Source organism: Micromonospora sp. NPDC048842, from assembly GCF_040649935.1.
Taxonomy (GTDB): Bacteria; Actinomycetota; Actinomycetes; order Mycobacteriales; family Micromonosporaceae; genus Micromonospora; species Micromonospora hortensis.
Window position 1 is genome coordinate 119,016 of record NZ_JBEZGK010000019.1, and the last position, 11,084, is coordinate 130,099.

Annotated in this window: 10 protein-coding genes, 1 tRNA gene and 1 pseudogene; 7 read left to right on the forward strand and 5 right to left on the reverse strand. The window is 69.3% G+C overall.

The window, feature by feature from the left end; all coding sequences use genetic code 11:
* The first annotated feature begins 186 nt into the window (after nucleotides 1–186).
* The 6 genes from tmk (at nucleotide 187) to ricT (ending at nucleotide 6,190) form a co-directional block, all read left to right on the forward strand.
* Nucleotides 187–2,286: a dTMP kinase gene (tmk, locus tag AB0C19_RS24355; RefSeq protein ID WP_357188926.1), complete on the forward strand. Its 2,100-nt coding sequence runs from the start codon at nucleotides 187–189 to the stop codon at nucleotides 2,284–2,286.
* Nucleotides 2,286–3,548 carry a DNA polymerase III subunit delta' gene (locus AB0C19_RS24360; RefSeq protein ID WP_357188898.1) on the forward strand — a complete coding sequence of 421 codons (1,263 nt, stop codon included), beginning with the start codon at nucleotides 2,286–2,288 and terminating at the stop codon, nucleotides 3,546–3,548. Before tmk ends, AB0C19_RS24360 begins: the two co-directional genes overlap by 1 nt.
* Nucleotides 3,549–3,670: 122 nt before the next feature.
* On the forward strand, nucleotides 3,671–4,000 hold the full coding sequence (locus AB0C19_RS24365; RefSeq protein ID WP_007454690.1) for a YbaB/EbfC family nucleoid-associated protein: 330 nt from the start codon (nucleotides 3,671–3,673) through the stop codon (nucleotides 3,998–4,000).
* 1 nt (nucleotide 4,001) lies between these two features.
* The gene (locus tag AB0C19_RS24370) at nucleotides 4,002–4,307 is read left to right on the forward strand and encodes a hypothetical protein (protein ID WP_357188900.1); all 306 of its coding nucleotides are present in this window, start codon (nucleotides 4,002–4,004) and stop codon (nucleotides 4,305–4,307) included.
* Complete coding sequence (locus tag AB0C19_RS24375; RefSeq protein ID WP_328651296.1) at nucleotides 4,307–4,987, forward strand: hypothetical protein; 681 nt, start codon at nucleotides 4,307–4,309, stop codon at nucleotides 4,985–4,987. Before AB0C19_RS24370 ends, AB0C19_RS24375 begins: the two co-directional genes overlap by 1 nt.
* Nucleotides 4,988–5,350: 363 nt before the next feature.
* The gene (gene ricT, locus AB0C19_RS24380) at nucleotides 5,351–6,190 is read left to right on the forward strand and encodes a regulatory iron-sulfur-containing complex subunit RicT (RefSeq protein WP_238684762.1); all 840 of its coding nucleotides are present in this window, start codon (nucleotides 5,351–5,353) and stop codon (nucleotides 6,188–6,190) included.
* Nucleotides 6,191–6,344: 154 nt separating this feature from the next.
* On the opposite strand, the gene AB0C19_RS24385 is transcribed toward ricT, so the two are convergent.
* A complete protein-coding gene (locus AB0C19_RS24385) occupies nucleotides 6,345–8,099 on the reverse strand; it encodes a metallophosphoesterase (RefSeq protein WP_357188903.1) in 1,755 nt (584 codons plus the stop codon).
* Between the two features lie 144 nt (nucleotides 8,100–8,243).
* Here AB0C19_RS24385 and AB0C19_RS24390 point away from each other — a divergent pair.
* Nucleotides 8,244–8,320, forward strand: a tRNA-Thr gene (locus AB0C19_RS24390).
* A gap of 92 nt (nucleotides 8,321–8,412) precedes the next feature.
* On the opposite strand, the gene AB0C19_RS24395 is transcribed toward AB0C19_RS24390, so the two are convergent.
* From AB0C19_RS24395 to AB0C19_RS24410, 4 genes and pseudogenes are all read right to left on the reverse strand, one after another.
* The gene (locus AB0C19_RS24395; RefSeq protein WP_357188905.1) at nucleotides 8,413–9,099 is read right to left on the reverse strand and encodes a site-specific integrase; all 687 of its coding nucleotides are present in this window, start codon (nucleotides 9,097–9,099) and stop codon (nucleotides 8,413–8,415) included.
* Between the two features lie 95 nt (nucleotides 9,100–9,194).
* Nucleotides 9,195–9,590: pseudogene (locus tag AB0C19_RS24400) on the reverse strand (hypothetical protein); the annotation flags it as partial.
* A 283-nt stretch (nucleotides 9,591–9,873) separates the two neighbouring features.
* Complete coding sequence (locus tag AB0C19_RS24405; RefSeq protein ID WP_357188907.1) at nucleotides 9,874–10,335, reverse strand: hypothetical protein; 462 nt, start codon at nucleotides 10,333–10,335, stop codon at nucleotides 9,874–9,876.
* Nucleotides 10,332–10,745 (reverse strand): hypothetical protein, encoded by a 414-nt coding sequence (locus tag AB0C19_RS24410; protein ID WP_357188909.1) that lies wholly within the window; start codon nucleotides 10,743–10,745, stop codon nucleotides 10,332–10,334. Before AB0C19_RS24410 ends, AB0C19_RS24405 begins: the two co-directional genes overlap by 4 nt.
* Between the last annotated feature and the right edge of the window lie 339 nt (nucleotides 10,746–11,084).

The window sequence follows — 11,084 nt, forward strand, 5'->3', positions numbered from 1 at the left end:
CACCGGGTCTAGAGTGTTGCACCGGAGGTGCCCAGCGATGGGCCGGCACGTGGAGGTACGGCCATCGAAAGCCAGAACAGCGGCGAGTCGCCCGGCGTGTCGCGCTCGGGTGACCAGTCGGACAACGCCGCCAAGCAGCCCAACGGCGGTCAGGTTGATCCGTCCGGTTATGCCGCAATCCGGTCCGTGCTGCGCATCCGGCCGTTCCGCCGGCTGTGGATCGTGCTCGGCGCGGCCTCCTTCGGTGACTGGCTCGGCCTGCTGGCCACCGCCCTCTTCGCCGCCTCGCAGGTGCAGGGCAGCACCGCCCAGGGCGCGGCGTTCGGCGGGGTCACCGCGATCCGGCTGCTGCCCGCGCTGGTGCTCGGCCCGGTGGCCGGCGTCTTCGCCGACCGGTTCGACCGGCGCTGGACGATGGTCATCTGCGACCTGCTGCGCTTCGTGCTCTTCGCCTCCATTCCGCTCTACGCCCTCAGTGGCGCCGCAGGCGGTCTGGTGGTCGGCTGGGCGCTGATCGCCACCTTCCTGATCGAGTCGCTCACCCTGCTCTGGATCCCGGCCAAGGAGGCCGCGGTCCCGAACCTGATCCCGCGGGCCCGGCTGGAAGCGGCCAACCAGCTCACCCTGATCACCACCTACGGCCTCACCCCGGTCGCCGCCGCCATCGGCCTTGCCGTGCTCGACCGTGGCGTCCGTGGTGCCGTCGGCGGCGACCTGCCCTCCTGGGCCGAGCCGGCCCAGCTCGCGCTCTGGATCAACTCCTTCTCACGGCTCGCCACCGCGCTGGTGGTGGCATTCGGGATCAAGGAGATCAGCGAGGCGCAACGCGGTGAGGCCGAGCGTGCCGAGCAGAGCATGTTCCGGCAGTTCTCCGAGGGCTGGAAGTACATCGGCCAGACCCCGCTCGTCCGCGGCCTGGTGCTGGGCATCTTCGGCGCGTTCGCCGGCGGCGGCATCGTGGTCGGCACTGCCAAGTTCTTCGCCAACTCGCTGGGCGCTGGCGACGCGGCGTTCTCACTGCTCTTCGGTGCCATCTTCGTCGGCCTGGCGCTCGGCATCGGGCTCGGCCCGATGGTCGTCAAGGAGATGTCCCGGCGCCGCTGGTTCGGCATGAGCATCGTGCTGGCCAGCGCCGCTGTGATGACCCTCGCCTTCGCCATCCACCTGTCCATGGCTATCGTCGGCGCGGTGCTGGTCGGCGCCGGTGCCGGAATGGCCTTCCTGGCCGGCACCACGCTGCTGGGCGGCGAGGTGGCCGACGAGGTGCGTGGCCGGGTCTTCGCGGTGGTGCAGATCGGCACCCGACTGGTGCTGATCCTGGCCATCGGGCTGAGCAGCGTGTTGGTCGGTGTCGGCGGCTCCCGCAAACTGACCATCGCCGACCTCGGCATCTCCGTCTCCTCCACCCGACTGCTGCTGCTCGCCGCCGGTGCCGCCGGCATCTTCGCCGGGATCAGCGCGTTCGGCCAGATGGACGACAAGAAGGGTGTCCCGGTCCTCGCCGACCTGTGGGGCTCCATCCGAGGCCGTCCGCTGATGCCCGCCGAGCCGTTCGTCTCCGCCGGGCTCTTCGTGGTCTTCGAGGGCGGCGAGGGCGCGGGAAAGTCCAGCCAGCTCACCGCGCTCTCCGAGCGGCTACGCGGTCACGGCCGAGAGGTAGTGGTCACCCGCGAGCCCGGGGCCACCGGCGTCGGCCGGCGAATCCGGTCGCTGGTGCTGGACACCTCCGGCGACGACGCGCCCTCCCCCCGGGCCGAGGCGCTGCTCTACGCCGCCGACCGGGCGCACCACGTGGCCACAATCGTCCGGCCCGCGCTGGTTCGGGGCGGCGTGGTGATCAGTGACCGGTACGTCGACTCGTCCCTGGCGTACCAGGGCGCCGGCCGGACACTGCCCGTCGACGAGGTCTCCTGGCTCTCCTCCTGGGCCACCGGAGGGCTCAAGCCCGACCTGGTGGTGCTGCTGGACATCGAACCGCGCACCGGCCTGTCCCGGGTGGCCTCGCGCAACACCGGCACCGACCGGCTGGAGGCCGAGTCGGTCGCCTTCCACGAACGCGTCCGGTACGCGTTCCTCGACCTCGCCGCCGCCGACCCGAAGCGCTACCTGGTGCTCGACGCGTCCCGGCCGGCCGACGAGATCACCGGGCAGGTGGTCCGGCGGGTCGAGGAGATGCTCGGCAAGCCGGGTGGCATCGTGCACCCGCGGCCGGCACAGGGCCCGGACACCTCGGTGCAGCCTGAGTTATCCGACGCGGAGCTGGTGACGATGGAGCACAAGACCTGATGCCGGACGTCTTCGCCGACCTGGTCGGTCAGGACGAGGCGGTGGTCGAGCTGCGGCGCGCCGCCGCCGCGGCGGCCGCCGTGCTGCGTACTGGCGCGGCCGCGTTGGTCACCGCCGGCCCGGCCAGCGGTGACGAGCAGGCTGCCGACGACGCAGTGACCGGCGGGGTGGACCCGTCCACCGGGATGACGCACGCGTGGATCTTCACCGGGCCTCCTGGCTCCGGCCGCTCGGTCGCCGCACGGGCGTTCGCCGCCGCACTCCAGTGCGCGCACGGCACCGGCTGCGGTGAGTGCCCCGGCTGCCACACCACGATGGGCGGCACCAACGCCGACGTGCGGATGGTAGTGCCGGAAGGGCTCTCCATCGGCGTCGGCGAAATGCGCGCCCTGGTGCTCCGCGCGGCCAGCACCCCGTCCGGCGGGCGCTGGCAGGTGGTGGTCATCGAGGACGCCGACCGGCTCACCGAGGCCGCCGGCAACGCGCTGCTCAAGGCGATCGAGGAACCCCCGCCGCGGACGGTCTTCCTGCTCTGCGCCCCGTCCACCCACCCGGACGACATCTCGGTGACCATCCGGTCGCGCTGCCGGGTCGTACCCCTGCGGCAGCCGCCGGCAGCCGCGGTGGCCGAGGTGCTGGTTCGTCGGGACGGCATCGCGCCCGACGTGGCGCAGTGGGCGGCGGCGGCCGCGCAGGGCCACGTGGGTCGGGCCCGCCGGCTGGCCCGCGACCCGGAGGCCCGCAAACGACGCGAGGCGGTGCTCGCGGTGCCCCGCCGGTTGACAGGTGTCGGCGCGGCGTTCGACGCGGCGTCCGCGCTGATCGAGGCGGCCGAGGCGGAGGCCGAGGCGTCGGTCACCGAGGCCGACACGACCGAGCGTGCGGCACTGGAGACCGCGCTCGGCGCGGGCGGCACCGGCCGGGGCGCGGCCGGCGCCATGCGAGGCGCCGCCGGGCAGCTCAAGGAGCTGGAGAAGCGGCAGAAGTCCCGGGCCACCCGGGCCCAGCGGGACGCACTCGACCGAGCGCTGGTCGACCTCGCCGGCTTCTACCGGGACGCGCTCACCATGGCGCTGCGCGCACCCGTCGCGCCGGTGCACACCGACACGGCTGCCCTGGCCGGCGCCGGCGCGCAGAAGTGGGACTCCGAGGGGTCGCTGCGCCGGTTGGAGGCAGTGCTCGCCTGCCGTGCGGCGATCGAGGCGAACGTCAAGCCGAGGATCGCGGTCGAGGCGATGATGCTCGCCCTCTGGAAGGGCTGACCCGCACTCCCCGGCCGTTGTCCACAGGCATCGACAGGCCCGATTGTGGTGCGGTACGGTCCCTGTGCCGTGGTGACGGTGGCACCACACTGAGTGATGGATCACCCGGGAGGAGTCGGCCGATGCCGCGGGGGGAGATCGACGAAGCCTGGATCGAGGAGGCGGTGCGACGCTACCGCCGGATCGAGTCCCTCCAGGCCGAGTTCGACCAGGCGGTGTCGACCGTCGAGGTGACCGTCCGCTCGCCGGACGGCCTTGTCGAGGTGGTGGTCACCGCCGGTGGACGCATCACCGACGTCCGGTTCCTCGGGCCGCTGCACACCCGCAGTCCGCGCGACGTGGCCGGTTCCGTGCAGGCCGCGGTCACCGCGGCGGCCGACGCCGCCGAATGGGCCCGGGAAAAGCTGCACAACGAGACGTTCGCCGCCTACCGACCGCTCGCGGGGGCCTGAGATGGACACACTGCGCGCGCTCTCCGCCCGACTGGACGAGGCGAGCGCTACGCTCACAGTCGTTTCGCACACCGTCACCGCCACCGATCCGGCCCAGGCCGCGTTCGGCGCCGACGCACCGGGCCGCCCGGGCGAGATCGGTCGGGCGCTGCACCGGCAGTGGACCACCGCCACCGACGATCGGGCCCGGGAGGCCCGCGCCGCTGCCGGTCGACTGGCCGCCGCCGCGGCTGCCGTGCGGGAGGCCGCCGATCGCTACGCCGAGGTCGACCGGGCGGCCCGCCGCCGGCTAACCGGGGAACCGTGATGGACGCGCTGGACCGGCTCGCCGAGCCCGGCCTCGACCTGCTTCGCCGGGTGGACAGACTGATCGCGGCCGGCGTCCCCGAGGGGCACCGGGTCTGGCCGCTGCTGCGCCGCATGCAGGTGCTGCCGGGCGACGCGGTTCGCAGCTTCCTCGACCTGCACCCGGTGCCGCTCGCCAGCGCCGGCCACGCGGTGCGCCGGCTCGTCCGGGGGTACGACGACGTCTCCGCCGCGCTCACCGACTCGGTGCTCTGGTCCGGTCCGGCCGCCACTGCGTACGGGCAACAACGGGCGGCGCTGTTACGCCACCTCGACGAGGGGCCGGACAGCCTGGTCGGGCGACTCGAATCCACAGCCGGTTACGCCGACGCCCTCGCCGACTGGGTGGAGGGCAGCCGTCTTGCGCTGGCCCGCACGTTGGCCGACGTGCTCCGCTCGGCCGAAGCGGTCGCCGTGGTCGCCGCCACCGCCACCGGTGCGTCGACGCGCCCCGGGCCGGTCGGGCCCGGTGTGGCCGACGCCGCCGAAATCGCCGCACGGGTGCTGGCGGTGCTCTGCGTCGCGTACGACGGTGCGGAGACGCTGCTGCGTCAGTGGGCGCCGAGCCTGGCCGAGACCGCGTGGCGCCCGCCAACGGACGGCCGACCCCGCTACGACCAGCCCACCCGGGTCGGCTGGTAACCGAGCCCGGCCCTGCGGCCGAGGCGGTGTTGCCTCTGGCTGCGCTCGCGTTGCCCCGGTTCTTGGTCCTCTGGCTGCGATCGCGTTGCCCCGGACAGGCCACGGCGTCGCTCGCGGGCACCTGACCTGAAGCCGGCGCCCACGGCGACGCCGTGGTCTTCCCCCTGCACCCCCGCAGGTCTGCCTCCACTCAACGCCGCCGAGGCACGTCTTGTCTCCTGCCCGGCCCCGGATTCAACCGTCCGGGCGAGCAGCAACGGCACGACGGGACGTTCGGCAATAGGTCGAGTCGACGGTCATGAATGGGAGCGGGGCGTAGCCGGCCGCTGCGCTTCGCGGCGTGACCCGTCGTAGGGTGGGGGGATGGGCATGCTCTGCGCGGTCAGCTTCAACCGGTACGGGCGGCTCTACTACCTCGACCCGGGCGAGTTGCGTCCGCAGGTGGGCGACCGGGTGCTGGTTCCCACCGATGACGGGCCCGAGGTGGCGGAGTGCGTGTGGGCCGCGCAGTGGGTGACCGAGGAGACCGACGGCTTCCCCCGCCTGGTCGGGCTGGCCGGCGACGACGACCTCCGCCGGGACGAGGCGTTGCGTCGGCGCAAGGCCGAGGCCAAGGTCGCCGCGAAACGGCTGATCCGCTCGCACGGCCTGCCGATGAAGGTGGTGGCGGTCGACCATGTGCTCGGCTCCGCCGAGAGCGGCGGTGAGCGCAGCACCGTCTACTTCACCGCTCCGCACCGGGTGGACTTCCGGTCCCTGGTCCGTGACCTGGGCGCGACCCTGCACTGCCGGGTGGAGCTGCGCCAGCTCTCCGCACGCGACTCCGCGCGGGTGCAGGGCGGCATCGGCTCCTGCGGTCGGGACCTGTGCTGCGCCACGTTCCTCACCGACTTCGAGCCGGTGACCATCCGGATGGCGAAGGACCAGGACCTACCGCTCAACCCGCTGCGTATCTCCGGCGCGTGCGGTCGACTGATGTGCTGCCTCAAGTACGAGCACCCGCTGTACCAGCGCTTTCAGGAGACCGCCCCGGCGGTCGGCAGTCGGGTCTCCACCCCCGAGGGTGACGGCCGGGTCGTCGGCCACAGCGTCCCGAGAGACGCGGTGACGGTACGCCTGGACGCGGACGGCTCCCGCTCAATGTGCTCCCGCGCCGACGTCTGCGGTTCCCGCCAAGCCCACGACCAGCAATACACCCCCTAACCCCGCGCCCGTTCCCCTCCCGCCCGCCCCCCCGGGCTCCCGCCCGCCGCTTAGCCCAGTTGATCAAGAAGTTTGCGTCAGGAATCGGGTCCGTCATGACGCAAACCTCTTGATCAACTCGGGTGGGGTGGGGTGGGGGTGGGGTGGGGGGGGGTTAGTGCAGGACTGTGGGGGGTTCGGTTAGGTGGGGGGTTAGGGGGGACTTGGGGATCAGCCAACTCTGGGTCGGGGACTGGTCGGGGTTCACCCGCCAGTCGCGGGAGACCCGGTCCACCCCGAGCGGGTAGATGGTCAACGTGCCGTCCGGGTCGATGCGCAGTCGCAGGAACGACTTCGAATCCTCGATGCCCTGTCCGGCGAAGAGTTCATTGACGTTCACTCCGAAAGAGCCCGCCACCAGCAGGTACGCCGCGACCAGTTGGCTGGCCACCAGACCGATCACCGGGCCGTAGAGCACCGCCGCCGCGACCGCCGGCAGCGGCCACGGCCAGTCGTAGAACGGCAGCGCCAACCAGACCCAGGTGCCGGCCGCCCCCAGCGCCACCTGCGCCACGCCGTGGCCGACACCGAGGATCCAGTGCCGCGCATGGCGTTTGCCGCTCGCGCTCGGCGGCTTGGCGAACAGGGCCGCCGCGATCACCGTCACGAGCACCATAACCACCAGCGGGACGCTGAACAGCCGCTGGTTGGTGCTGTCGGCCCAGTTCGCCGTCGCACCGGCCATGGCCAGCATCAGCAGTGTGTGCAGGGTGCCGAGCAACGTGGTGAAGCCGGGATTGCGGAACGGCAACCGGGGGAAGATGCCCCAGCCGTAGCGGCGCGACCGCGCGGCGTCCGGGTAGCGGGCCACCAGGTCGTACGGCTGGGCGGAGCTGGCCTTGCGGGCCAGCGTGTCCCGCGGTGGCACCTCGATGCGCTCCGGCAGCTTGTGCGTGGGGTAGAGGTACGCGCCGCCACCACCGCAGGTGATCAGCTGCCGGTCCGGCCCGGAGTAGCGGGCGTAGTGGTGCAGGTCCCCGGAGAGCAACAGCCGCACTCGCGCCCCGGTGGGGTCGATGATGGTGCGGATGAAGTAGTCGATCGAGTCGTACGCCGTGGGGTTGTCGGCGGCCTTGACCCAGGTCGGTGCCGGCGCCGCGATGATCACCTTGCACTCCGGCCCGAGCCGCCGGGCCACCTCGTCGAAGTAGGCCAGTTGCGGGTCGTCCAGGTACGAGCCGGACTGGTCGTCCACGCCGAGCAACCACCAGCCGGCCGGCAACTCCACAGCGAAGTACGACCGGGACTGCCCGGTGCCCCAGCCCGCGAAGTTGCGGTCCCGGGAGCGGACGAACAACCGCAGGAATGCGGTGAGGCCGTCGTACCAGTCGTGGTTGCCCGGTACCGCGAAGAGCGTCGGCTTCTCGGCCGGCGCCACCGGCAGGGCGGCCTGGTAGGGGCCCTTGCACCGGTCCTCGTAGGCGGCGTAGGCCGCCGACGGGTACACCTGGTCGCCGCCCATCACCAGGGTCTGCGCCCGGGGCAGGCGGTGCCCGTCGACGGTCAGCTCGGGCTGCGCCAGCAGGTACGCCACCGAGTAGGTGGCGTTGAAGCCGTCACCGAGGTCGGCCACGTAGTCGAGCCACAGCCCGCCGTCCGGCCCGACCTGGCGGAAGACGCCGTCGCCGAACGCGTTCTGCAACTCGCGCTTGTCGAGGTACGCCCCGAAGAGCACCGCCAGCAGCGTCCGGATGCCGGTGCTGATCAACAGGAACGGCGCCAGCCACGGCACCGGCTTGCGCGGCGTGAAACCCAACTCCAGCGGGTCGGTGCTGCGCGGCCGGTGGGCGGCGCGCTCACCGGCCGGCGCGCGGTCAGGGCGTTCGGTCGTCTCGTCCTGACGTTCGGGGTGGTCGCGTTCGTCACTCACCCGCCGCAGCGTAGTCCCGGACCCAATCATCCGCTGTCCGGTAAGCGTCCAGATGACGGCCGATGTCCGGTTGGTGCTGGCCAGCGCGGCGGGGGTATCCCGTTCGGTCGGTGCCGCCGGGGTGCCGTACACTTGCTGATCGTTGCCGCCTTAGCTCAGTCGGCTAGAGCGACGCACTCGTAATGCGTAGGTCGACGGTTCGATTCCGTCAGGCGGCTCCACTGAAAGGCCCAGGTCACCGGCTTGATCGCCGATCATGACCTGGGCCTTTTGCCTGCCGTCGGGAGGCCGAGCAGCCAAGCGAGCAGCCAACCTACTCACCGGACCACAGCGCCCCCTTCAGCCGTGCCGCAGCTTCCCGCGCGACCTCAGGGGCCACGTGTGCATAGATGTTGAGAGTGACGCTGATCTGAGAGTGACCGAGGATCTCCATCACCACACGGGCGGGTACGCCCTGGGCGAGAAGGACGCTGGCCGCCGTGTGCCGCAGGTCGTGAAGACGAACCTGCCGTAGGCCGGCCCGCCGGATGATTTCTCGGAACGACCGGTAGTCGTTACGCGGGTGGACGGGCGTGCCGACAGCGGTGGCAAAGACCAGACCCGGGTCGGCCCAGTTGTCGGCGTCGAACCGTTCCGCTGCCTGGTGTTCCTGGTGGCGTCGGAGTGCCGTTAGCACGGTGGGCGGCAGCGGAAGAGTTCGGCGAGACCGGGCGGTCTTGGTCTCTACGAAGACCAGAGCACCCGTGTCAGGGTCACGCTGCAACTGTCCCCGCACACGCAGCGTTCCAGCGGTGAGGTCGATGTCATCCCACCGCAGTCCCAAGACCTCGCCTTGGCGGAGCCCGAGGGCGATCCCGATGAGCCATCGAGCTTCTAGCCGGAGGCCTTCCACAGCCTTGAGGAAGCGTCGCGCTTCGGCGAGCGAGTAGGGCCGCACCTCAACGTGGGGCTTGAGGGTGGCTCCACGAGAGCAGCCGGGTTGCTGTGGATCAGCTGCCATCGCACCGCCACGTTGAGCGCTCGGCGAAGATTGGCGTGCATACGCCGGACACTGCCGACCGAGAGAACCGTCACCCGATCCCGGTAGAAGGAGGTCAGGTGTGCCGGGGTCAGCTTGTCGAGTCGGTGCCGGCCCAGCATCGGCCCGATGTGGTGCTCGACCTCTTCGCGGTATCGGTGCAGGGTCGATGGCCGGACTTTGGCCGAGGCAACCTCTGACAGGTAGGTCTCCATCCACTGCGACAAGGTGGGCACCCGTTGCGTGGAAAGTCGACCAGTCTCGGCGAGAACGGTCATTTCGTCACAGTGGACGGCATTAAGAGCTGGTACACCGACCACGTATTGAAGGTTGTTCGTGGAGTAGCTAAGGCTGCTGGATTTGCTGGCCGGAAGGTCTACGTGGCTGGTCGCGGAAGGAGCGTGCTCGGCGTACCGCGTCGTCCAGCGGCGCCCTTGCCTCGCAGGCGACCGTAGCTCAACCCCTAGGGACATCTGCTCGCGTCGCTCATCGTCATCACATCGCCCCGCCGGCTGACCGTAATTGCGGCGTGGGACAGCGCTTCCACCGAGTCATAATTCGCCCCTCAAGGTAGCGCGAGAGGGTGCGTCCAACACTGGGACGCACCCTCTCTACTCGTCGAGGTCGCCGGACAATTTCGAACGCAGCTGGCCAACCGTGGGGGCATGAGCTGGCTAGATGATGCCTCACCGTCCCACAGACGCTATCCTGAATCCGAACCTGTGTCGCTCATGCTAGCCGCGTGTGTTCACAGACTCAGGATGTAATGATTCCAGTCGTCAACCTGACGTAACCGCTCAGCGAGGTAATCTCCATCACGCCATAGAAATTGTCACTTGACGAGTAGTCAGGGTAAGTAATGGCATGGGAATCGCTCGCGATCGAAAACGGCTTTTTTCCCATGGTTACGTTCTTCTTGCTCTGAAGAATCTGGTCGCCATTGCGGAACATTATGATTCTGATAGTTGCGACTTGCGGTTCATTGATGATGCCGGTTCCAGTTGGGCACACGAAGCCTCCGTACACCTCAATCTTGCCGCTGGACGTCGCGTCGCTTACAACGACATTGGCGTCACAATTTCTCGATTTGTCCCATCCATCTTTCCCTGCCACGGAGGAGGCCGCATAAGCAGGAGTGGAGATCAGGCCGACTGCAGCAGTCGCGCTGACGATGCCAGCGACGGCAAGAGCGGCTCTGGAATTGAAATTACGAATCATGATCGAATTGTCCCCGTGTCGATGATGGTGCTCGAGAATCCCGGCCTGAAAATGGTGAGCTTGGCCCGCCAGTCCTGTGGATTTACGGGATTTGAGACGGTAATGCCGAGGGAGTCTCCGTTGCCGTTAACGCCCTTTTTGGCCTCGCTAACCTTGGCTCCATTCTTGAAAAGCTGCAAGGTCATGGTGCCCGAAAACTCTCTGCCAGTCTCGCAGAAGAAGCCTCCGTAGGCGTCGATTTTCCCAACGGATCCAACCAAGTCGTCCGCGACCGTAACGTTCGCATCACAGCGCGGAAAGAAGTCATCGGCAAAACCCGTTGAACTCTTTGCCGAAGCAGGCGAGGCTAGCGCCAAGGCGGCCGCCAGGGGCGCAGCTATGACACCCACTCTAAATGCTTTTCGTCTCATCAGTAACCTCGATTCACTTGATGTTCTAATTCACCGATAAACCCCGACGAGTCACTCGGTGAATCAGTTCTAAATTCTCCTCCGGCCGAGAAGTAACGTAGCAACGATCACTGCATGAGTCGATGCCCTAATCGATTTATCGGCCTAATCTTGAGGAAAAGTTGAGGTTACCTACTTGGACCGCATCGGCGCATCTGGCCCGGGAACCCGAAGACGTCGACGGTTCTCCGTCGGGCCGCCAGGCGGGGGGGTGTCCCTATGGGTTTCGTCAAGCGGGGATGGGTGCCTGATCTGTGGGCCGTGGTTGGTAGGGGATCTTGTCGCGGAGCATGGCGAATA

Bases quoted from the DNA above. Each gene is read 5' to 3' on its own strand.
- AB0C19_RS24360 (WP_357188898.1), top strand. From the start codon at position 2,286: ATGCCGGACGTCTTCGCCGACCTGGTCGGTCAGGACGAGGCGGTGGTC.
- AB0C19_RS24365 (WP_007454690.1), top strand. From the start codon at position 3,671: ATGCCGCGGGGGGAGATCGACGAAGCCTGGATCGAGGAGGCGGTGCGA.
- AB0C19_RS24370 (WP_357188900.1), top strand. From the start codon at position 4,002: ATGGACACACTGCGCGCGCTCTCCGCCCGACTGGACGAGGCGAGCGCT.
- AB0C19_RS24375 (WP_328651296.1), top strand. From the start codon at position 4,307: ATGGACGCGCTGGACCGGCTCGCCGAGCCCGGCCTCGACCTGCTTCGC.
- ricT (WP_238684762.1), top strand. From the start codon at position 5,351: ATGGGCATGCTCTGCGCGGTCAGCTTCAACCGGTACGGGCGGCTCTAC.
- AB0C19_RS24395 (WP_357188905.1), bottom strand. From the start codon at position 9,099: ATGGCAGCTGATCCACAGCAACCCGGCTGCTCTCGTGGAGCCACCCTC.
- AB0C19_RS24405 (WP_357188907.1), bottom strand. From the start codon at position 10,335: ATGATTCGTAATTTCAATTCCAGAGCCGCTCTTGCCGTCGCTGGCATC.
- AB0C19_RS24410 (WP_357188909.1), bottom strand. From the start codon at position 10,745: ATGAGACGAAAAGCATTTAGAGTGGGTGTCATAGCTGCGCCCCTGGCG.